Origin of the sequence: Streptomyces pristinaespiralis, assembly GCF_001278075.1 — a bacterium.
GTDB classification, from domain to species: Bacteria; Actinomycetota; Actinomycetes; order Streptomycetales; family Streptomycetaceae; genus Streptomyces; species Streptomyces pristinaespiralis.
Genome location: NZ_CP011340.1, coordinates 6887636 through 6908206 on the forward strand (window position 1 = coordinate 6887636; position 20571 = coordinate 6908206).

Here is a 20571-nt window from a genome sequence, read left to right on the forward strand (position 1 = left end):
GCCGGCCGGTGCGCGTCGTCTCCCTGGTGCCCTCGCTGACCGAGGCGGTCGCGGCCACGGCGCCCGGGCTCCTCGTGGGAGTCACCGACTGGTGCACCCACCCGCCCGGCCTCGACGCGGCCCGCGTCGGCGGCACGAAGAACCCGGATGTGCCGGCCGTACTGCGGCTGCGGCCCGACCTCGTGATCGCCAACGAGGAGGAGAACCGGGAACCCGACCTGGCCGCCCTGCGCGCGGCGGGCGTCGAGGTGCTGGTGACCGAGGTACGCACCCTCGACCAGGCCTTCTCCGAGCTCGAACGGGTCCTGGTCGCCGGCTGCTCCCTCGCCCCTCCACGCTGGCTGGACGAGGCGCGCCGGGCATGGGCGGCGGTGGAGCCGCTGCCTGAACTGCGCGCCGTGGTGCCTGTGTGGCGCCGTCCGTGGATGGTGCTCGGCCGTGACACCTTCGCCGGGGACCTGCTCGCCAGGCTCGGCGTCGTCAACGTGTACGCGGGGCACGCGGAGCGCTACCCGCGCATCCCGCTCCAGGAGCTGACGGCAAGCGGCGCCCAGGCCGTCGTACTCCCCGACGAGCCGTACCGCTTCACCGCCGACGACGGTCCGGAGGCCTTCCCCGGCCTGCCCGCCGCGCTCGTCGACGGGCGGTACCTGACCTGGTACGGGCCCTCCCTCACCCGCGCGCCCGCCGAGCTCAGCGCGGCGCTCGCAGCAGCTCACCGCGCAGCAGGCCGCGCAGGGTGAGCGTGCCGGTGACCGCCCAGGCCACCACCAGGAGCCCGTAGAGCGCCGTCGCGAGCCACTGGTACGCCACGAGGCCCGTGCGGTCCGCGAGGCTGTGCGCGCCGGTCACACACGTGCCCACCGGGAAGGTGAACGCCCACCAGGCGGGCGTGAAGGGCATACGGCGCCGGGCCGCCCGCGCCACCATCGCCGCCGCGAGCGCCAGCCACAGCAGGGCGAAGCCCATGACGGGCACGCCGTACACGACGGCGAACACGCCCATGCCGGCCGCGTACGGTGCGTCGAGCACCCCGGGCGCGGCCCCGGCCAGCTTGTTCACCGCGGTGGTCGACTGGCCGAGCGGGCCGAGCACCAGGAACAGCGCCGGGGTCGCCGCGAGCGGCAGCGGGCCGTGATGCACGAGCCGGGCGAAGACCATCGGCAGGATCAGCAGCGTCGCCAGCAGACTCAGCCCGAACATCGCGTAGCAGGCGAGCAGCGCCGCCTCACGCCACTGGCCGGGCGGCAGGTACGGCACCAGAAGCGGACCCGACGCCGCGGACACCATCGGCGCGACGACAGGCAGCAGCCACACCGGGGAGGCGCTGCCCGCCTCGACCTTGTGCCGCACCACCATCAGATACGGCACCACGACGGCGGCCACGAGCCCTATGAGCGTCCCCGCCCCGAACAGCACGAAGGCGGCGGCCACCGCGGGTCCCTCGCCCACCACGTCCCCGCCGACCGTGAGCGTGCCCGTGCCGACGGCGAGCAGAGCCATCGACAGACAGCCGTAGAAGGGGGCGACGGCGGGATCCAGGAGGTGGGCGCGCGCCTGGTCGCGATGGCGGGCCCAGTGCCCTGTCCGGGCCGCCACGACCGTGGCGAGCAGCACCACCGACAGCGCCCACACGCCGGTGAGCACAGTCGGCAGACCCGGTACGTCCAAGGGCAGCGCGGACCCGGCGCTCGCGACGACGGCCGTTCCCATGACGGTCGCGTACCAGTTGGGACCGAGATGCCGCAGGGCCGGCGGGCGGGGCGCGACGGCGATCTTGACCGGGGCCGGCGGGCGGGGGAGCGACTGTGCGGCGGTGACCATGACCGCCACCTTCGCCGACGTCCTCCGCCCCCACCAGGGACCTTCTCCCTATCGCCTCATAAGCTGGTCTTATGAGCGAAGAGCAACGTGTGCCGCTGTCGCACCGGGTGCCCGACCTGGGGGCGCTGGAACTACTGCTCGCCGTCGCCCGCCACGGCAGCCTCGGGCGCGCGGCCCGTGAAGTCGGCATCACCCAGCCCGCGGCGAGCAGCCGCATCCGCTCCATGGAACGCCAGCTGGGCGTCGCCCTCGTCGACCGCTCCCCGCGTGGCTCCCGGCTGACAGAGGCGGGAGCGCTCGTCACCGACTGGGCCCGGCGCATCGTGGAGGCCGCGGAGGCGTTCGACGCCGGCGCGCAGGCGCTGCGGGGCCGCCGGGACTCACGGCTGCGGGTCGCGGCGAGCATGACGATCGCCGAGTACCTGCTGCCCGGCTGGCTCATCGCGCTGCGCGCTCAGCGCCCCGACACGGCGGTCTCGCTGATCGCGGGCAACTCGTCGGCCGTCGCGGAACGGCTGCTCTCCGGCGAGGCCGACCTCGGCTTCGTGGAGGGCCTCGCCGTGCCCGAAGGCCTCGACGGCACGGTCATCGGCCACGACCGGCTGTTCGTGGTCGTGGCCCCGGGCCACGCGTGGGCCCGCCGGCGCAGGGCCCCGCTGACCCCGGAGGAACTGGCCAGGACACGGCTCGTCCTGCGTGAACGGGGCTCCGGCACACGGCAGGTGCTCGACTCCGCGCTCTCCCGCCACGGCGGGCTCTCCGCGCCGCTGATGGAGCTGGCCTCCACCACGGCGGTGAAGGCGGCGGCCGTCAGCGGGGCGGGGCCGGCGGTCCTCAGCGAGCTGGCGGTGACGGAGGAACTCTCCTCGCGCCGCCTGACGCGGGTGCCGGTGGAGGGGGTGGCGCTGGAACGCGACCTGCGTGCGGTCTGGCCGCATGCGCAGCGGCCGGTGGGGCCGGCGCGGGAGCTGTTGGGGTTGACGCGGGGGTAGGTGCGGGGGTGGCGCTTTCCCCCACCCCGCCCCTTCCCGGAACCGGGGCAGGCCCCGGGCCCCGTACCGCGCTTCGCGCGGTGCCCTCGATCTCCCCCCACGGCTTGGCGGCCGCGGGAGGTGCCCCCGGGCGGGCTGGACTTCGCTCCGCGAAATCAGCCCCGCCGGCGATTGCGGCGCGGGGTCCGGGCGGGAGCCTTCGGCTAGGGGAAGGGGCGGGGCAGGGGAGAACGTCCGCGCGGCCGCACCCGCGCCGTCCTACCCCCGCGCCGCCCCCACCAGCGCCGACATCACCCGCGTGTCCGTCCCCATCTCCGGATGCCACTGCACCCCCAGCACCCATCCACCGCCCCCCGCCGGCTCGATCGCCTCCACCGTGCCGTCGTCCTCCGCGTACGCGCTCGGTACGAGGCCCTCGCCGAGGCGGTCCACCGACTGGTGGTGGTAGGTCGGGACGGACGTCGCCTCGGGAGCGATCGAGCCGTACAGCGTTCCGGGCACCGGCTTCACGGGGTGCTGCCCGAAGACCCCGACCGACGCCACGTGCCCGTCCAGGTGCTGGATGAGCGTCCCGCCGAGAGCGACGTTCAGCAGCTGCATGCCGCGGCAGATGCCCAGCAGCGGTGTGCCGGACGCCAACGCCGCGCGGATCAGCGCCAGTTCCCAGGCGTCCCGTTCGGGCGCGGCGGGGCCGGTGCGGGGCTCGCGCCGCGCTCCGTAGTGCTCGGGGGCGACGTCGGCCCCGCCGGCGATGACCAGTCCGTCGAGGCGGGCCAACGCGTCGCCGGCGAGTGCCGGCTCGTCGGGCGGGAGCATCACGGCGATGCCGCCCGCCCTCTGCACGAGACGCGGATAGCCGGCGGGCAGCAGCGCGGCGGGCAGCTCCCACACGCCCCACCGTGCGGACGCCTCCCAGTAGGTGCTGATGCCGATCAGCGGCTTGGACTGCCGGTCGGGCAGCGGCTCGGACACATGCATCAGATTGTCACTTCCGTTCCAGTTCCGCCTCCGCGGCCGCAAGTGCCGCGAACTCCTCCTCCGGAGCCTGTGCCACCAGATGGTGGCGGCTGTAGAAGGCGAAGTAGGCGAGCGCCACGGCGTACACACCGAGTGCCATGAACGCGGCGTCCTTGTCCACCAGGAACGTCGCGACGAGCGCGGACAGCGCGAGCACGAAGGCGACGGACGAGGTGGCGACTCCGCCCGGTGTCCGGTAGGGGCGCGGCAGTTCCGGTTCGCGGCGGCGCAGCACGATGTGCGAGAGGGCCATCAGCGCGTAGCTGATCGTCGCGCCGAAGACGGCGATGTTCAGCATCCGCGCCCCGTTGCCGGTGCCTGCCGCCAGTGCGAAGCCGATCGCGCCGGGGATCAGCAGCCCGAGGTAGGGGGACTTGCGGCGGCTGGTCAGGGACAGGAACCGGGGCAGATAGCCGGCCCGGGAGAGGGCGAAGAGCTGCCGGGAGCCCGCGTAGATCAGCGAGAAGAAGGAGGCCACCAGCCCGGCGAGGCCGGCGTAGTTGACGAAGCGGCTCAGCGCGGTCGAGTCGCCGTCGCCCTGGAGGGCGACCACCAGCGGGTTGCCGGCCTCCTGGATGGCGGCGGAACCGCGGGCGCCGCTCGCCGCGAAGAAGGTCAGCAGTGCGAGCAGCACCAGGATGCCCATGGAGATCGCCAGCGCCCTGGGCATGGAGCGCACCGGGTCCTTCGCCTCCTCGGCCGCCAGCGGCACGCCCTCCACGCCGAGGAAGAACCACATGCCGAAGGGGAAGGCGGCCCAGATGCCCAGCAGGCCGAACGGCAGCCAGGAGCTCGCGCCGAACGCCTCCGTGTCGACAGGGATGTCGTCGAGCCCGCCGGCGCTGAACTCGGTGAACGCTCCCACCGCGAAGATCAGCAGCGCCGCGACGGCGATGGCGGTCACGACGAGGCTGAAGCGCAGGGCCTCACCGACGCCCCAGAGGTGGATGCCGATGAAGATCGCGAAGCAGGCCAGATAGACGGGCCAGCCGGATTCCAGGCCGAACAGGCCCAGCGATTCGACGTAGTCGCCGATGAAGATGGAGATCGCGGCGGGGGCGAGGATGTACTCGATGAGGATGGCGGTGCCGGTGAGGAAGCCGCCCCAGGTCCCGAGCGCGCGCCGGGCGAAGCCGTAACCGCCGCCCGCGGTGGGCAGGATCGCGGACAGTTCGGCGAGCGCGAAGACGAGACAGGCGTACATCGCGCCCATCAGGAGGGTGGCGACGGCGAGGCCGCCGAAGCCGCCCTTCGAGAGTCCGATGTTCCAGCCGGAGAAGTCGCCGGAGACGACATACGCGACGCCGAGTCCGGTCAGCAGCAGCCATCCGGCGCTGCCTCTGCGCAGGGTGCGCCGGTTCAGATAGGCATCCGACTCCGGGTCGGATCCGGGTGGGGCGGCGGACGGGGGGCGCGATGTGGTGCCTTCAGCCATGGTCGCTCCTGGCTCAGGTCAAAGGTTTGTGCCGACACCTTTGCGGCACTCCGGCGGCAGCGCAAGCCCTGTGCGTAAACCCGGCGTCACGGATCCGCCCGCCCGCTCTCCTTGAGCGCGGCGGCGCGCCGGATCGCGCCGGAGCGTCCGGCTCCCCGCCGCTTCGCGCCGCTCGGCCCGCCGCGCCCTCCCGGCCGCTCACGCCAGGAAGCCCCGCAGCAGCGCCGCCGTCCCCTCGCAGTGCTCGCGCATCACCTCGCGTGCCGCGTCCGGGTCGCCGTCGAGCACGGCCTCGACCAGTGCCGTGTGCTGGTGCTGCGAGTGCTCCAGGTTCCGTACGAGCAGCGGTATGCAGTCGAGCAGGTCGTTCAGGGTGGCCCGGACCGCCGCGTACTGCGCGGTGAGGCTGGGCGAACCGGACAGCTCGGCCAGGGTCAGGTGGAGCAGCGTGTCCTGCCTGCGGTACTCGGTGAGCGGCGCGTCGTGCGTCGCCGTCAGGGCGCTGCGCAGCCGCTGAGCGCCGTCGTCGGTGAGGCCGTGGGCCGCGCACAGGCCCGCCGCCCCGACCTCCAGCACCTCGCGGAAGCGCAGGGTGTCCTCGACGTCCACGCCCGCGACCCGGCGGCGCAGTTCCTCCTCGCCGTGGCTGTCGGGACGGTGCAGCACGAACGTTCCGCCGTAACGGCCGCGGCGGCTCTCCACCAGTCCCTGGTCGGTGAGCACCTTCAGCACCTCGCGCAGGGTGACCCGGCTGATGCCCATGCGCTCCGCCAGTTCCCGCTCGGCCGGCAGTCGCTCCCCGCCCGGCACCAGGCCGAGGCGCAGGAGCTGAAGGATCTGCTCCAGCGCCTCCTCGAAGCCGTTGCCCGCCCGCACGGGGCGCAGCACCGGTGTCAGCCGGTCCGCCGGCGTGCCCGTGGCCCCACCTGTCTTCGCCACCTCGCCGTTTCCCCTTCCCAAGCAATGGTCTTCAGTAATACCTTATGGCTCCCGGCTGACCCAAGGAGGCACCGTCCCGTGGCAGACCGCAAACCCCCGCTCGCCCTCGACGAGCTGCGTGAGCTCGTCGCGAGCGGCGAGATCGACACCGTCGTCCTCGCCTTCCCCGACATGCAGGGACGACTGCAGGGCAAGCGGTTCGCCGCCCCCTTCTTCCTCGAAGAGGTCGTCGAGCACGGCACCGAGGGCTGCAACTACCTCCTCGCCGTCGACACCGACATGAACACGGTCGACGGATACGAGATGTCGTCCTGGGAACGCGGCTACGGCGACTTCGCCATGCACCCGGATCTCACCACGCTGCGCAGGATCCCCTGGCACGAGGGCACCGCACTCGTCATCGCCGACCTGGCGTGGGGCGAGGAACGGCCCGTCGTCGCCGCCCCCCGGCAGATCCTCCGGGCCCAGCTGGAGCGCCTCGCCGAGCACGGACTCACCGCCCACGTCGGCACGGAGCTCGAGTTCATCGTCTTCAAGGACACCTACGAGCAGGCCTGGGACAGCGGCTACCACGGCCTCACACCGGCCAACCAGTACAACATCGACTACTCCGTCCTCGGCACCGGCCGCATCGAGCCCCTGCTGCGCCGCATCCGCAACGAGATGACCGGCGCCGGCCTGACCGTCGAGTCCGCCAAGGGCGAGTGCAACCCGGGCCAGCACGAGATCGTGTTCAAGTACGACGAGGCCCTCGTCACCTGCGACCAGCACGCCGTCTACAAGACCGGCGCGAAGGAGATCGCCGCCCAGGAAGGCGTCTCGCTCACCTTCATGGCGAAGTACAACGAGCGCGAGGGCAACTCCTGCCACATCCACCTGTCCCTGCGCGACGCCGACGGCCGGAGCGTCATGGCCGGGGACGGCCCCGACGGCATGTCGCCGCTCATGCGGCACTTCCTCGCCGGCCAGCTCGCCGCACTGCGCGACTTCTCCCTGCTGTACGCGCCGACCGTCAACTCCTACAAGCGTTTCCGCCCCGGCTCCTTCGCCCCGACCGCCGTCGCCTGGGGCCACGACAACCGCACCTGCGCCCTCCGCGTCGTCGGCCACGGCCCCTCGACGCGCTTCGAGAACAGGCTGCCCGGCGGTGACGTCAACCCGTACCTCGCCGTCGCCGGCCTCGTCGCCGCCGGCCTGCACGGCATCGAGCAGCGGCTCGAACTCCCGGACCCCTGCACGGGCAACGCCTACTCCGGCGACCACGAACACGTCCCCACCACCCTGCGCGAGGCCGCCGAGCTGTGGGAGAACAGTCCCATCGCCAAGGCCGCCTTCGGAGACGCGGTCGTCGCCCACTACCGGAACATGGCGCGCGTCGAACTCGAGGCCTTCGACTCCGCGGTGACCGACTGGGAGCTCCGCCGCTCCTTCGAACGCATGTGAGGCACCCCTTGGCTGACACGCACCACGACGTACTCGACCCGGCCACGGAAGAAGTCGTAACGACCGTCCCCGCGACGACGGCCGCCGAGGTCGACACCGCCGTCGCCCGCGCAGCGAGGGCCCAGGAGCAGTGGGCGGCCGCCGCCCCCGCCGACCGGGCCCGGCTGTTGCGCCGCTTCGCCGCCGTCGTCGACGACCACCTCGAGGAACTGGCCCGGCTCGAGGTCCGCGAGGCGGGCCACACCATCGGCAACGCCCGGTGGGAAGCGGGCAACGTCCGCGACCTGCTCGACTACGCCGCCGGGGGAGTGGAGCGCCTCAACGGCCGGCAGATCCCCGTCCCGGGCGGCATGAACTTCACGATCCTCGAACCGCTCGGTGTCGTCGGCGTGATCGCACCGTGGAACTTCCCCATGCCGATCGCCGCCTGGGGCACGGCCCCCGCGCTCGCCGCCGGCAACGCCGTCCTGCTGAAGCCGGCCGAGACCACACCCCTGACGGCCCTGCGCCTCGCGGAACTCGCCCTGGTGGCCGGTCTGCCCGAGCATCTCTTCCAGGTGCTGCCCGGCGCCGGTGACGTGACCGGCGACGCGCTCGTCGAGCACCCCGGCGTCGCGAAGATCGTCTTCACCGGCTCCACCAGGGTCGGCAAGAGCATCATGGCCAAGTGTGCCGACCGCGTGAAGCGGGTGACCCTCGAACTCGGCGGCAAGAGCCCCAACATCGTCTTCGCCGACGCCGATCTTGACGCCGCCGCGGCCGCCACCCCCATGTCCTTCCTCGACAACAGCGGACAGGACTGCTGCGCCCGCACCCGGATCCTTGTGCAGGCATCGGTGTACGACCGCTTCCTGGACCTGCTCGCCCCCGCCGTCGAATCGGTCGTCGTCGGCGATCCGTCCGACGAGAAGACGCAGATGGGCCCGCTGATCTCGCGCACCCAGCTGGAACGCGTACGCGGCTACGTCCCCGACGGCGCCAAGGCGATCCGGGGCAGCGCACCCGACGGGCCCGGCTTCTGGTTCCCGCCGACGGTCCTCACCGACATCGCCCCCGACGCGCCCGCCGCGTGCGAGGAGATCTTCGGACCGGTCGCCGCCGTCATCCCCTTCGAGGACGAGGAGGACGCCGTACGGCTCGCCAACGCCACCGAATACGGCCTCTCCGGCTCCCTCTGGACCCGCGACGTGGCCCGTGCCCTGCGCGTCTCCCGTGCCGTCCGCGCCGGCAACCTCTCCGTCAACTCCCACTCCAGCGTCCGCTACTGGACCCCCTTCGGCGGCTACAAGCAGTCCGGGCTCGGCCGTGAACTCGGCCCCGACGCTCTCACCGCTTTCACCGAGACCAAGAACGTCTTCATCAGCACGGAGGCCTGAAACACCATGACTGGGACCCCTGTCTGCCGCCGCCTCGAAGGCCGCACCGCAGTGATCACCGGTGCCGGCAGCGGCATCGGCCTCGCGGCCGCGCGCCGCCTCGCCGCCGAGGGCGCGAACGTCGTCTGCGGCGACATCGACGAGACCGCGGGCAAGGCCGCGGCCGACGAGGTCGGCGGGACCTTCGTCCGCGTCGACGTCACCGACGCCGAACAGGTCGACGCGCTGTTCAAGGCCGCCTACGACACCTACGGCAGCGTCGACGTCGCCTTCAACAACGCAGGCATCTCGCCCCCCGACGACGACTCGATCCTCACCACCGGCATCGACGCGTGGCGGCGCGTCCAGGAGGTCAACCTCACCTCCGTCTACCTGTGCTGCAAGGCGGCCATCCCCTACATGCAGCGCCAGGGCCGGGGCTCCATCATCAACACCGCATCCTTCGTGGCGATCATGGGCGCCGCGACCTCCCAGATCTCGTACACCGCCTCCAAGGGCGGCGTGCTCGCCATGTCGCGGGAGCTGGGCGTGCAGTTCGCCCGCGAGGGCATCCGCGTCAACGCCCTGTGCCCGGGACCGGTCAACACCCCGCTGCTCCAGGAGCTGTTCGCCAAGGACCCGGAGCGGGCCGCACGGCGTCTGGTGCACATCCCGGCCGGGCGTTTCGCGGAGGCCGACGAGATCGCCGCCGCCGTCGCGTTCCTCGCCAGCGACGACTCCTCGTTCGTCAACGCGACGGACTTCCTCGTCGACGGCGGGATCTCCGGTGCGTACGTGACCCCTCTGTAGTGAAGGCCCCCGGTGCCCATAGGCTGGGGCGATGAGCATGACGACCCCTCCCGGCTGGTACCCGGACCCCGAAGCGCCGCACAGCGAACGCTGGTGGGACGGTACGGCCTGGACCGCGCACGTCCGCGCGGCCCAGGCCCCGGGACCCGGGCCGGGGCATCAGCCCGTGCAGCAGGCCCCGGGATCCGGGCCGGGGCATCAGCCCGTGCAGCAGGCCCCGGGACCCGGGCCGGGGCATCAGCCCGTGCAGCAAGCCGCGGGCTTCGGGCCGGGTCATCAGCCGCAGGGACCGGGCGGGACGTTCGGGCCCCCGCAGCCGCACACGGTCCCGATGCGCCCCGCCGGCCCCGGCCCTGGCGGCAGCGGCAACAAGCGGCTCGTGGCGCTCGCCGTCGCCGGGGTCGTGCTCGTCGCGGCGGTCGCGACCGGGGCCGTGCTCCTCGGTGGGGACGACAGCGGCTCCGCGCCGAAGGCCGCGCCGAGCAGCAGCCCGCCGCCCGTCCCCCCGACGGCCGACCCGAAGAACAGCGCCACCGCCTCGCCCACCGCGACGCAGGACGCCACGGTGCTCGAGGACCAACTCAACGGCATCACGCTCGCCGTCCCGGACGGCTGGGTGCGGGCCACCAGCTCCCTCGAAGAGGGCGCGACGATCTACACGGACGAGACGTACGACTGCCCCGCGGGCGGGTCCTCCCTCTGCCGCCGCGGCCGGGTCTCCTCACTGGCGGCGAACACGAGCGCCACCACGGCCGAGGCCGTGGCCAAGGAGGACATCTCCCGGTTCGCGGAAAAGATCTACGGCGAGGACACCCTCGGCAACCGCCCCCACGGTGGCATCGAGTCCCACAAGGTCCTCAAGTCGCAGAACTTCGCCGTCGCCGGGCGGGCCGGCTATCTGGTGCGCTGGCAGGTCGTCACCGGCGCCGGCCCCGGTGGCTACGTGCAGACGATCGCCTTCCCCTCACCCGCCGGCACCGGGGCGCTGATGGTGGTCCGCTTCGCCTTCGACGCGGCCCCGTCCGCACCCGGGCTCGACGTGATGGACGAGGTGGCCGCGAGCATCCGCCCCGTCGGCGAGACAACGGGCGGCGGCGTCGGCAGCAGCATCGGCCCCGGCTGACGGGTCCACCGCCGCCGCGCGACCGGGCACAGCCTCGGTACCGACCGGTCTCAGAGGAAGGTGCGGCCCTCGCCCCGGTACGTCGGCGCGGTGCCCGTCACACGGTCGCCCTCGACGAGATGCAGGGTGTCGAAACGCTCGCACAGCTCACCGGCCTTGGCGTGCCGGAACCACACCTTGTCGCCGATCAGCAGATCGTCGGCGGGCGGACCGAGCAGCGGCGTCTGCACCTCCCCGGCCCCCTCCTGGGGGTCGTAGCGCAGTCCCTCGGGAAGCCACGGCACGGGCAGCCGGTCGCGGCCTGCGGCACCCGAGGCGGGATAGCCGCCGCCGAGGACCGTGACCGCTCCCACACCGGGCCGGCGCACCACCGGCTGGGCGAACAGCGCGGCGGGCCGGGCCGTGAACGACGTGTAGTTGTCGAACAGGCGCGGCGCGTACAGGCCGGAACCGGCCGCGATCTCCGTGACCGCGTCCTCGGCCGCCGTGTACTGCACACTGCCGGTGCCGCCGCCGTTGACGAACTCCAGGCCGGGCTCCACCGCCCGTACGGCCCGCACCACGGCCGCCCGGCGGGCCGCCAACTCCTTACGGGCGGCGCGTTGCATCAGCCGCACGGCGCGCGAACGCACCGGCGAACCGGCGACCGCGTCGCCCACACCGGCGACATGGCCCTCGTACGCCATCAGCCCCACCAGGCGGAACCCCGGGCGGCGCGCGATGGACCTGGCCATCTCCGCGAGCCGGGCCGGCTCACGCAGCGGCGAACGGCGTGCGCCGACCCGCACCCGGCTGCCCAACAGCTGGAGCGCCGTGTCCAGTTCGAGACAGAGCCGGATCTCCTCCGCACCACCGGCGCGCGAGGCGTCGATGAGCTCCAGCTGCTCGGGGTCGTCGACCATCACCGTCACGGCGGCGGCGAGCTTGGGATCGGCCGCGAGCTCGGCGAAACCGGCGCGGTCCGCGGAGGGGTAGGCGAGCAGCACGTCGTCGAAACCGGCCCGCGCCAGCCAGATCGATTCGTCCAGCGTGAACGACATGATCCCGGCGAACCCGTCCATGGCCAGGACCCGTTCGAGCAGCGCCCGGCAGCGGACCGACTTGCTGGCGACCCGCACGGGCTTGCCCCCGGCCCTGCGCACCAGATCGACGGCGTTGGCGTCGAAGGCATCGAGATCGACGATCGCGACGGGCGCGTCGAGGTGGGCGGTGGCCTTGTCGTAACGGGCCCGGTCAGCGGAACGGGGAGTCATGGCCCGAGCTTGCCAGACATGAATACCCCGGGGTAGGGGATGTTTTGGGCAGATCCCCACGGACCGCAGGCAGGTGGCCGACGGCGTCGATCGTGCCCGTTAGAGTGACGGGACGAGGTGACGCAGCGCCTGCCCGGAAGGGTGATCAGCCGGCGGTACGTGATTGAGCAACGGGGGGTGGAATGAGCACGGAGGCGCAGCGCCCTGCCGGCCCGCAGCCCCCGTCCCGCTCCCGCATCTCGGACGCCCTGCTGCCCCCGGACGACGGCGCCCCCGGCCCGTCCCCCTCGGCCGCGCCCGTGACGCCTCCGCCCGCGCCGCCCGCCTCCGGGCCGCAAGCGGGGTCCACCCATGCCGCGCCCCCCGCCGGGCCCGCCCCGGGCGCGCAGGCGCGTGCCGCCGCGCCGGGACCTGCCGCTCCCGCCGCGCCCCCGGCCCCTCCGTCGCCGGGCGGGCCCGCCCGGCCCGCGCCGTCTCGCGCCGCCGTGCCGGGTCCGGCCGCGCCGCCCGCCGGCTCTCCCACGACCTCTTCCGGTACACCCTCGCCCGGTTCTTCCACGACGGCTCCCGGCATGCCGGCCGCCCGGTCGGGCCCCACGGCACCGCCGGCGCGCCCCGGGACCGGCGTGCCGCCGTCGCGCCCGAGCACCGGCGCCGCCCCCGACCGCCCTGTCTCCCCGCCGCCCGCGAGGCCCGCCCAGGCCACGCCGCCGCCTGCCGCCGCGCCCGCCCGGCCGGTGCCCCCGCCACGCCCCGCCGCCGCGCCGCCGTCCCGCCCCGCCACGGGCGCCGACCGGCCCGCCCCGCCCGGAGCGGTGCCACCGCCCCGGCCCGGCAGGCCGGACGGACCCGGCGACGGGTCGATCCCCGAGGTCGAGACCACCACGCGGCTCCGGCCCGTCACCGACGGACCCGGGCCGGCCGCCCCGGCGCGCCCCGCGCGGCCGCCGCGACCGGTCGGCAGCGTCGACATGACCCCGCGGCCCGATGCGCCGCGGCCCCCGGCGCAGCTGTGGATCCCGCCGGAGACGCCGGCCGAGATGACCACCCGGCTGCGTCCCGTACGCACCCGGCACCCCGCACGGACCGTCGGGGCCGTCGCCGCCGTCGTGCTCGGTCTCGGCCTGATCGGCGGAGCCGTCACCGGCACCTGGCTTACGGGCGACTCGAGCGCCGACACGGCCGAGGGGAACGTCTACGCGGAGGTGCGCACCGCCTGGCACAGCGTCCCCGTGGACACCCTCTTCCCGCGGACGCTCGACGGCGACGGAGCCGGGCCGGGCGGGGCGGACCGGGTCTGGACGCGGATCGCCGTCGCACCCGACAGCGACTGCGCCACCGCCCTCGACCCGCTGCTCACCAAGGCGCTGGAGCCCGTCGGCTGCGCCCGCGTGCTGCGCGCCACGTACACCGACGCGACGGCCAGCAGCGTCACCACCGTCGGCATGGTCTTCACCGAGGCGGACGAGAAGGGGATGCTCGCCCTGCACAACCGGTTCACGACCGAGTCGCTCGGCGAGCGCACCGACCTGATGCCCCGCACGTTCCCCGCCAAGGGCACCGTCTCCGCCCGGTTCGGCGACGAGCAGCGCGCCAGCTGGACGGTGGAGGTCGTGACCGAGGCCCCCGTCGTCGTCTACGCCGTCTCCGGCTTCGCCGACGGGCGTGCCGTGGCCGACCCCCAGCCGGCCGACGAGGCCCAGGCGGAGGGCGCCACGAACGCCCCCGCCCAGGCCGGGCTCGGCCACGAGGCCACGGGTCTCGCGGAACGCATCGAGAAGGGCCTGCGCGGCGCCGTGGGCGAGAAGGGCACGGAGGAGTCGCGGTGAGAAGCCACGGACGCCACCGCCTGCGCATCGTCGCCGCCCTCGCCGCCACCTCGTTCGTCGTGCTGCCGGCGACGCCCGCCCACGCGGACGGCATCCGGGCCCAGCAGTGGAGCCTCGACGCCATGAACACCGAGGAGGCGTGGCGGACCACCAAGGGCGAGGGCATCACGGTCGCCGTGCTCGACACCGGTGTGGACGACCAGCACCCCGACCTGGCCGGCTCCGTGCTCCCGGGCAAGGACTTCATCGGCTTCGGCGCGGAACGCGGCGACAGGGCCTGGGCCCGGCACGGTACGGCGATGGCCGGCATCGTCGCCGCCCACGGCCACGGCCCCGGCCGGGAGTCCGGCGTCCTCGGCATCGCGCCCGAGGCGAAGATCCTCCCCGTCCGCGTCATCCTCGAGGGCAGCGACAAGGCCCGCGACAGGGCCCGTAAGACCCGCGGCACGGCCCTGGCCCAGGGCATCCGGTGGGCCGCGGACCAGGGCGCCGACGTCATCAACCTCTCCCTCGGCGACGACAGCGAGTCCGCGCACGCCGAGGCGGGCGAGGACGCGGCCGTCCAGTACGCGCTCTCCAAGGGCTCCGTCGTCGTGGCCTCCGCCGGCAACGGCGGCGAGAAGGGCGACCACATCTCCTACCCCGCCGCCTACCCGGGCGTCATCGCGGTCACCGCCGTCGACCGCTGGGGCACCCACGCGTCGTTCTCCACCCGCCGCTGGTACGCCACGGTCAGCGCGCCGGGCGTCAACATCGTCATCGCCGACCCCGACCGCCGTTACTACGAGGGCTGGGGGACCAGCGCGGCGGCGGCCTTCGTGTCCGGCGCGGTCGCCCTCGTGCGCTCGGCGCACCCGGACCTCACGCCCGCGCAGATCAAGAAGCTGCTCATCGACACCGCGCGCGACGCCCCCAAGAGCGGCCGTGACGACTCCAAGGGCTACGGCACGGTGGACCCCGCCGCGGCGATCAGCGAGGGCGCCCGGCTGCGCGCCGGCGACCCGAAGGCGGCCACGGCGGGCTACCGCGAGGAGTACTTCGGCCCCGGGCCCCGGCCCGAGGGCTCGGACGGCGGTCCGGGCGGCTGGCTCGCCGCGGCCGCCGGCGGCGCCGGCGCGCTGCTCCTGGCCATGGCCGTGGTCCTCTGGCGCGGCGGCCGCACCCGCCACCCCTGACCCGCCACCCGACGCGGTACACCCCGCCCCGGCAGCCGCCGACCGGCGCCCGCGAGCAGGACGTTAGGCTCGGTGCGTGGCGCTCAAGAACATTCCCGACCCCGGCTTCTCCGACGACGACGGCACCGCCGACCCGGCCCTGGAGGCGGCGCTCACCGCCTGGTCCAAGGACCGCGGTGCCGAACAGCCGGTCCTGGAGGCGCTCCGTGGCGCCCGGCTCCTGGTCCCGATCGTCGCCGTGCTCGGCGAGGTCGAGGAGGACCCCGAGACCGGTCTGCGCCGTGAGAAGACCAGCGACATGGCCGTGCCGACGCTCACGGCAGGCTCCCGCCGGGCCCTGCCCGCGTTCACGTCGATCGCCTCGCTCGCCCGGTGGGACCCGCAGGCCCGTCCCGTCGCCGTGCCGCTGCACCAGGCGCTCCAGGCCGCGGCCCACGAGAAGGCGGACACCGTCGTGCTCGACCTGGCCGGGCCCGTGCCGTACCAGCTCACCGGCCCCGCCCTGCTCGCCCTCGCGGAGGGCCGCACCAGCACCGACCCGCTCGCCGACCCGGCGGTCACCGGGGCGGTGCGCGCGGCGGTCGCCGCGGAACCGGCGGTGCTGCGGGCCCACCTCGGACCCGGCAGGGACGCGGACGGCACGCTCGCCCTGGTGCTGGCCGCGGACGCCGCGCCGGCCGAGGCGGGCGGCCGCGTCGCACGGGCGCTCGCGGCGGACGACGTACTGAGGGCCCGCCTGGTGCGGGGCCTCGACCTGGCACTGCTGCCGGCCGGGGCCACCCCTCCGGGCGAGCCCTTCTACGTAAAGGAATAGGTCAGCCGTACACCGGGCCGGTGTACTTCTCGCCGGGGCCCTGGCCCGGCTCGTCCGGCACCAGCGACGCCTCACGGAAGGCGAGCTGCAGGGACTTCAGACCGTCCCGCAGCGGCGCCGCGTGGAAGGAGCTGATCTCCGTGGTGCTGGCGTCGAGCAGCCCCGCCAGGGCGTGCACCAGCTTCCGCGCCTCATCCAGGTCCTTGTGGTCCTCGCCGTCGTCGGTCAGGCCGAGCTTGACGGCGGCCGCGCTCATCAGGTTCACCGCGACCGTGACGATCACCTCGACGGCGGGGACCTCGGCGATGTCGCGCGCCATGGCGTCGAAGTCGGGTGATTCGGGTGTTTCGTTCGGGGAGGTCGCGTCACTCATGACGCACACGATATGCCCCGTCCCTCGCGCGCCTTCCCCGGCCACCGGTTAGCCCCCTCCCGCCGGAGCTGCTAACCTTGTGTGACGACCGGCTGGACACGTCCGTGTCCGGCCCACAAGTGGAGGCTCCGATCTCCCACCTGGCTGTCCCTCGGGACGGCGGGTCACCGGTCAGGCGGCCACCATCGTTCCGTACGGACGATGGAGTCGCCCGATGTGCGCCCCGCGGTGGACCGCGGCGGTGCTCCGGTATTCATTGGAGCTGCCGCCTGTGTCCCGACCGGGGCATTTTTGACGTTCCGGTGCGGTTGGTCTGACGAAACAGACGTTACGCGGCTGTCTGCCAGACATCCGTGTGGTGCTACTTAGGAGGATCCATCAGCGCCGAGCCCCGCATCAACGACCGGATTCGCGTTCCCGAGGTGCGACTTGTCGGTCCCAGCGGCGAGCAGGTCGGGATTGTTCCGCTTGCCAAGGCCCTTGAGCTTGCTCAGGAGTACGACCTCGACCTGGTCGAGGTGGCGGCGAACGCCCGCCCGCCCGTCTGCAAGCTCATGGACTACGGGAAGTTCAAGTACGAGTCGGCCATGAAGGCCCGTGAGGCGCGCAAGAACCAGGCGCACACGGTCATCAAGGAAATGAAGCTCCGGCCGAAGATCGATCCGCACGACTACGACACCAAAAAGGGTCACGTCGTCCGGTTCCTCAAGCAGGGCGACAAGGTCAAGATCACGATCATGTTCCGTGGTCGTGAGCAGTCCCGCCCCGAACTTGGCTTCCGTCTGCTGCAGCGCCTCGCCGCGGACGTAGAGGATCTCGGCTTCATCGAGTCGAACCCGAAGCAGGACGGCCGGAACATGATCATGGTTCTCGGCCCCCACAAGAAGAAGACCGAGGCGATGGCCGAGGCGCGTGAGGCCCAGGCCGCACGCAAGGCGGAGCGCCAGGGCTCGCCGGAGGGCGAGGGCGTCGACGCCCCGACCGACACACCTTCCGAGGCGTGACCGAGGGGCTGCCCCTGTGGCAGCCCCGGGTCCTGCCCGGAATCCACAACCAAGATCTGACGCTCCCGTAGTCCGGTGCCCGCACCGGGGGAGCGCCACTGACGAGGAGATAACGGCGCGATGCCGAAGAACAAGACGCACAGCGGTGCCAAGAAGCGCTTCAAGATCACCGGCTCCGGCAAGGTGCTCCGTGAGCGCGCCGGCAAGCGCCACCTGCTCGAGCACAAGCCGTCCAAGCTGACGCGCCGCCTGACCGGCAACGCCGAGATGGCCCCGGGCGACTCGAAGACCATCAAGAAGCTTCTCGGCAAGTGACGTTCGTGTCCCTTCGCCAGGGACACGCGCCGAGACCGGGACCAATTCGTTTCCGGGCCGTGTGAGCACAACCACGGCCCCGCTACAAGGAGTTAACAAGTGGCACGCGTCAAGCGGGCAGTCAACGCCCACAAGAAGCGCCGGGCGATCCTCGAGCAGGCCAGCGGTTACCGCGGTCAGCGTTCGCGCCTGTACCGCAAGGCCAAGGAGCAGGTCACCCACTCCCTGGTCTACAACTACAACGACCGCAAGAAGCGCAAGGGCGACTTCCGTCAGCTGTGGATCCAGCGCATCAACGCCGCTGCACGCCAGAACGGCATGACGTACAACCGCCTCATCCAGGGTCTGAAGGCCGCCAACATCGAGGTGGACCGCAAGATCCTGGCCGAGCTCGCCGTGAACGACGCGGGTGCGTTCGCCGCCCTCGTCGAGGTCGCGCAGAAGGCCCTGCCGAGCGACGTCAACGCGCCCAAGGCCGCCTGACACCCGCATCGAGCCGACCGGACCCGCAGGCCTCGGCCTGCGGGTCCGGTGCGTTTGCCCCTCGCCCGTCCTCGTCGCCCCGCTCCTTCCGGGCGCGGTGACACGACGTGCCGAACACCTTTCGACCTGTCGACATTTCGAACGTGGTCCCGTGAGAGAGAGCCGCCGACCCGCATGCCGACCCCCGAGCTGATCTCCCCCCGCTCCCCGCGCGTCACCGCCGCGCGGCGGCTCGCCAAGCGCAACTTCTGGGGGAAGGACCGTCTGTTCATCGCCGAGGGGCCGCAGGCCGTCCGTGAGGCGGTCGCCCACCGCGGGCCGGACGGCGAGGCGACCCTGGTCGAGCTGTTCACCACCGTCGAGGCCGCGGAGCGCTACGCCGACATCGTCGACGCCGCCCACGCCGCCGGAGCCCGCGTCCACCACGCCGCCGACACCGTGCTCGCCGAGGTGTCGCAGACCGTCACGCCGCAGGGACTCGTGGGCGTCTGCAGGTTCCTCGACTCGCCGTTCGAGGACATCCTGGCCGCCCGGCCCAAGCTCGTCGCCGTGCTCGCGCACGTACGCGACCCCGGGAACGCCGGCACCGTGCTGCGCTGCGCCGACGCGGCCGGGGCGGACGCGGTGATCCTCACCGACGCCTCCGTCGACCTGTACAACCCCAAGTCGGTGCGGGCCTCGGTCGGTTCCCACTTCCACCTGCCGGTCGCCGTCGGCGTACCCGTGGAGCAGGCCGTCCAAGGGCTGCGCGACGCCGGCGTACGCGTCCTCGCGGCGGACGGCGCCGGCGAGCAGGACCTCGACGACGAACTCGACGCGGGCACCATGGGCGGCCCCACCGCGTGGATCTTCGGCAACGAGGCCTGGGGCCTGCCGGAGGAGACCCGCGCCCTCGCCGACGCCGTCGTCCGCGTCCCGATCCACGGAAAGGCCGAGAGCCTGAACCTGGCGACCGCCGCCGCCGTATGTCTCTACGCGTCGGCGCGCGCCCAGCGCGCCGGGGCCAAGGGTGCCCCGGCAAGCTGACGGACCACTCGCTCAGGGGGTCGGCGACGTCACTTTCAGCTAGTAGGGTGACGCACTCGGGGGCCCACTGCGCCGGCGGAGAGGTGGGGTACGGGGACATGACGGTCACCAGCAGGCCGACACAGCCACAGGAATTCCACCTGGGCCCCTCCGGCTGCCCCGAGGCCCTTGGGATCGACCCCGACGACCTCCCCGACGGCCTCGTCGTGGCCGACGAGACGGGCCGGGTCGTCTGCTTCAACCGGGCCGCCGTCCGCATCACCGCCGTGGCGAGGGCCGACGCGATCGGACGGCCGCTGGAGCGGGTGCTGCCGCTGGAGGACCTCAAGGGCCGCCGCTGGTGGACGCTCACCGATCCCTACGGCGGACTCGCCACCCGCGTCGGCCAGCCCGAACGGAACCTGCTGCTGCCCGGCGGCCGCGAGGTCCTCGTCTCCGCCCGCTATGTGCGCGACGTCCCCACCGGGCCGGTGCGCAGGCTCGTCGTCAGCCTGCGCGGCACGGAGGCCCGCCGCCGCAGCGAACGCAGCAACGCCGAACTGATCGCCACCGTGGCCCACGAGCTGCGCTCCCCGCTGACCTCCGTCAAAGGCTTCACGGCGACACTCCTCGCCAAGTGGGAACGCTTCACCGACGACCAGAAGCGGCTGATGCTGGAGACCGTCGACGCCGACGCCAACCGCGTCACCCGCCTCATCGCCGAGCTCCTCGACATCTCCCGCATCGACTCCGGACGGCTCGAGGTACGCCGCCAGCCCGTCGACCTCGCCGCCGCCGTGCGCCGCCACGTCGAGGCGCACGTGGCCGCCGGCCAGACCCCGGACCGGTTCCGCGTCGACGTCACCGGGCCGCTGCCCGACCTGTGGGCCGACCCCGACAAGGTCGACCAGGTGCTGGGCAACCTCCTGGAAAACGCGGTGCGGCACGGAGAGGGAACTGTCACGATCGACATAGCGCCCTCGCCCTCCGCAGGCGGGCAGAGCGGGACGGGCACCGCCGTCACCGTGAGCGACGAGGGCCCCGGCATTCCGGAGGAGTCGATGGGACGGGTCTTCACCCGCTTCTGGCGGGGGAGCAAGCGCGGCGGGACCGGCCTCGGGCTCTACATCGTCAAGGGCATCGTCGAGGCCCACGGCGGGACGATCACGGTCGGCCGCGGTCCCGGCGGCGGCGCCCAGTTCCGATTTATCCTGCCCGTCGGCACCCCGGCGCATCTCCTGTAGCGATCCTCCCGGATCGGCCGTCGAGAGCGTCCGAGCAGCCCGCGGGCTCATTCACAGGTCCACACCCCGTTAGACTCGACCTTTGGCACCTTTGCGTCCTCGGTCGTCCCTGGTCGACGTGCGGGGTCCCCAGCCAGC

20 protein-coding genes are annotated in these 20571 nt (G+C 73.2%); 14 read left to right on the top strand and 6 right to left on the bottom strand.

Translation table 11 applies throughout. The features are described from left to right. Positions 1 to 8 precede the first annotated feature (8 nt). Positions 9 to 743 (top strand): helical backbone metal receptor, encoded by a 735-nt coding sequence (locus tag SPRI_RS29490; RefSeq protein ID WP_005319565.1) that lies wholly within the window; start codon positions 9 to 11, stop codon positions 741 to 743. Here SPRI_RS29490 and SPRI_RS29495 read toward each other — a convergent pair. Then, positions 694 to 1824 (bottom strand): TDT family transporter, encoded by a 1131-nt coding sequence (locus tag SPRI_RS29495; RefSeq protein ID WP_053557806.1) that lies wholly within the window; start codon positions 1822 to 1824, stop codon positions 694 to 696. The genes SPRI_RS29490 and SPRI_RS29495 overlap by 50 nt on opposite strands. Before the next feature lie 71 nt (positions 1825 to 1895). Here SPRI_RS29495 and SPRI_RS29500 point away from each other — a divergent pair, with 71 nt between their 5' ends. Then, entirely contained in the window at positions 1896 to 2816 is a 921-nt protein-coding gene (locus SPRI_RS29500) for a LysR family transcriptional regulator (protein ID WP_078951312.1), read from the top strand. A gap of 258 nt (positions 2817 to 3074) precedes the next feature. Here SPRI_RS29500 and SPRI_RS29505 read toward each other — a convergent pair whose 3' ends face one another. The 3 genes from SPRI_RS29505 to SPRI_RS29515 form a co-directional block, all read right to left on the bottom strand. Further along, positions 3075 to 3794 carry a gamma-glutamyl-gamma-aminobutyrate hydrolase family protein gene (locus tag SPRI_RS29505; protein ID WP_053557490.1) on the bottom strand — a complete coding sequence of 240 codons (720 nt, stop codon included), beginning with the start codon at positions 3792 to 3794 and terminating at the stop codon, positions 3075 to 3077. A 7-nt stretch (positions 3795 to 3801) separates the two neighbouring features. Then, on the bottom strand, positions 3802 to 5268 hold the full coding sequence (gene eat, locus SPRI_RS29510) for an ethanolamine permease (RefSeq protein WP_053557491.1): 1467 nt from the start codon (positions 5266 to 5268) through the stop codon (positions 3802 to 3804). A 198-nt stretch (positions 5269 to 5466) separates the two neighbouring features. Then, positions 5467 to 6207, bottom strand: a complete 741-nt coding sequence (locus SPRI_RS29515; protein WP_037775183.1) for a FadR/GntR family transcriptional regulator — start codon at positions 6205 to 6207, stop codon at positions 5467 to 5469. Positions 6208 to 6285: 78 nt separating this feature from the next. On the opposite strand from SPRI_RS29515, the gene SPRI_RS29520 reads away from it, so the two are divergent. From SPRI_RS29520 to SPRI_RS29535, 4 genes are read left to right on the top strand one after another with little or no spacing between them, the layout of a single operon-like run. Then, on the top strand, positions 6286 to 7650 hold the full coding sequence (locus SPRI_RS29520; protein WP_005319576.1) for a glutamine synthetase family protein: 1365 nt from the start codon (positions 6286 to 6288) through the stop codon (positions 7648 to 7650). Between the two features lie 8 nt (positions 7651 to 7658). Next, positions 7659 to 9026, top strand: a complete 1368-nt coding sequence (locus SPRI_RS29525) for an aldehyde dehydrogenase family protein (protein ID WP_037775186.1) — start codon at positions 7659 to 7661, stop codon at positions 9024 to 9026. Positions 9027 to 9032: 6 nt separating this feature from the next. Continuing rightward, the gene (locus SPRI_RS29530; RefSeq protein WP_005319581.1) at positions 9033 to 9815 is read left to right on the top strand and encodes a 3-oxoacyl-ACP reductase; all 783 of its coding nucleotides are present in this window, start codon (positions 9033 to 9035) and stop codon (positions 9813 to 9815) included. A gap of 31 nt (positions 9816 to 9846) precedes the next feature. Next, a complete protein-coding gene (locus tag SPRI_RS29535) occupies positions 9847 to 10938 on the top strand; it encodes a DUF2510 domain-containing protein (RefSeq protein WP_063805364.1) in 1092 nt (363 codons plus the stop codon). Positions 10939 to 10988: 50 nt separating this feature from the next. Here SPRI_RS29535 and SPRI_RS29540 read toward each other — a convergent pair whose 3' ends face one another. Then, positions 10989 to 12191, bottom strand: a complete 1203-nt coding sequence (locus SPRI_RS29540) for an amino acid deaminase/aldolase (protein ID WP_053557492.1) — start codon at positions 12189 to 12191, stop codon at positions 10989 to 10991. A gap of 971 nt (positions 12192 to 13162) precedes the next feature. Between SPRI_RS29540 and SPRI_RS29545 the strand changes: the two genes are divergently transcribed. From SPRI_RS29545 to SPRI_RS29555, 3 genes are all read left to right on the top strand, one after another. Beyond that, entirely contained in the window at positions 13163 to 14020 is an 858-nt protein-coding gene (locus tag SPRI_RS29545; protein WP_050791761.1) for a hypothetical protein, read from the top strand. Next, the gene (gene mycP / locus SPRI_RS29550) at positions 14017 to 15195 is read left to right on the top strand and encodes a type VII secretion-associated serine protease mycosin (RefSeq protein WP_005319586.1); all 1179 of its coding nucleotides are present in this window, start codon (positions 14017 to 14019) and stop codon (positions 15193 to 15195) included. Before SPRI_RS29545 ends, mycP begins: the two co-directional genes overlap by 4 nt. Positions 15196 to 15271: 76 nt before the next feature. Continuing rightward, positions 15272 to 16009, top strand: a complete 738-nt coding sequence (locus SPRI_RS29555) for an SseB family protein (RefSeq protein ID WP_053557493.1) — start codon at positions 15272 to 15274, stop codon at positions 16007 to 16009. Between the two features lies 1 nt (position 16010). Here SPRI_RS29555 and SPRI_RS29560 read toward each other — a convergent pair whose 3' ends face one another. Continuing rightward, positions 16011 to 16382, bottom strand: coding sequence for a DUF1844 domain-containing protein (locus SPRI_RS29560; protein ID WP_005319589.1), 372 nt, complete (start codon positions 16380 to 16382; stop codon positions 16011 to 16013). 353 nt (positions 16383 to 16735) lie between these two features. On the opposite strand from SPRI_RS29560, the gene infC reads away from it, so the two are divergent. The 5 genes from infC (at position 16736) to SPRI_RS29585 (ending at position 20433) form a co-directional block, all read left to right on the top strand. Beyond that, the gene (gene infC, locus SPRI_RS29565) at positions 16736 to 17386 is read left to right on the top strand and encodes a translation initiation factor IF-3 (RefSeq protein WP_005319591.1); all 651 of its coding nucleotides are present in this window, start codon (positions 16736 to 16738) and stop codon (positions 17384 to 17386) included. A gap of 120 nt (positions 17387 to 17506) precedes the next feature. Continuing rightward, the gene (gene rpmI / locus SPRI_RS29570; RefSeq protein WP_005319593.1) at positions 17507 to 17701 is read left to right on the top strand and encodes a 50S ribosomal protein L35; all 195 of its coding nucleotides are present in this window, start codon (positions 17507 to 17509) and stop codon (positions 17699 to 17701) included. A 99-nt stretch (positions 17702 to 17800) separates the two neighbouring features. After that, positions 17801 to 18184 (top strand): 50S ribosomal protein L20, encoded by a 384-nt coding sequence (gene rplT, locus SPRI_RS29575; RefSeq protein ID WP_005319596.1) that lies wholly within the window; start codon positions 17801 to 17803, stop codon positions 18182 to 18184. 174 nt (positions 18185 to 18358) lie between these two features. Beyond that, positions 18359 to 19210 carry a TrmH family RNA methyltransferase gene (locus SPRI_RS29580; RefSeq protein WP_053557494.1) on the top strand — a complete coding sequence of 284 codons (852 nt, stop codon included), beginning with the start codon at positions 18359 to 18361 and terminating at the stop codon, positions 19208 to 19210. 98 nt (positions 19211 to 19308) lie between these two features. Then, positions 19309 to 20433, top strand: a complete 1125-nt coding sequence (locus SPRI_RS29585; RefSeq protein WP_037775194.1) for a sensor histidine kinase — start codon at positions 19309 to 19311, stop codon at positions 20431 to 20433. Positions 20434 to 20571 lie beyond the last annotated feature (138 nt).

Excerpts from the sequence above, each read along its gene's own strand:
- SPRI_RS29495 (WP_053557806.1), bottom strand. The coding sequence starts at position 1,824 with ATGGTCACCGCCGCACAGTCGCTCCCCCGCCCGCCGGCCCCGGTCAAG.
- SPRI_RS29500 (WP_078951312.1), top strand. The coding sequence starts at position 1,896 with ATGAGCGAAGAGCAACGTGTGCCGCTGTCGCACCGGGTGCCCGACCTG.
- SPRI_RS29505 (WP_053557490.1), bottom strand. The coding sequence starts at position 3,794 with ATGCATGTGTCCGAGCCGCTGCCCGACCGGCAGTCCAAGCCGCTGATC.
- eat (WP_053557491.1), bottom strand. The coding sequence starts at position 5,268 with ATGGCTGAAGGCACCACATCGCGCCCCCCGTCCGCCGCCCCACCCGGA.
- SPRI_RS29530 (WP_005319581.1), top strand. The coding sequence starts at position 9,033 with ATGACTGGGACCCCTGTCTGCCGCCGCCTCGAAGGCCGCACCGCAGTG.
- SPRI_RS29535 (WP_063805364.1), top strand. The coding sequence starts at position 9,847 with ATGAGCATGACGACCCCTCCCGGCTGGTACCCGGACCCCGAAGCGCCG.
- SPRI_RS29540 (WP_053557492.1), bottom strand. The coding sequence starts at position 12,191 with ATGACTCCCCGTTCCGCTGACCGGGCCCGTTACGACAAGGCCACCGCC.
- SPRI_RS29545 (WP_050791761.1), top strand. The coding sequence starts at position 13,163 with ATGACCCCGCGGCCCGATGCGCCGCGGCCCCCGGCGCAGCTGTGGATC.
- SPRI_RS29560 (WP_005319589.1), bottom strand. The coding sequence starts at position 16,382 with ATGAGTGACGCGACCTCCCCGAACGAAACACCCGAATCACCCGACTTC.
- rpmI (WP_005319593.1), top strand. The coding sequence starts at position 17,507 with ATGCCGAAGAACAAGACGCACAGCGGTGCCAAGAAGCGCTTCAAGATC.
- SPRI_RS29580 (WP_053557494.1), top strand. The coding sequence starts at position 18,359 with ATGCCGACCCCCGAGCTGATCTCCCCCCGCTCCCCGCGCGTCACCGCC.
- SPRI_RS29585 (WP_037775194.1), top strand. The coding sequence starts at position 19,309 with ATGACGGTCACCAGCAGGCCGACACAGCCACAGGAATTCCACCTGGGC.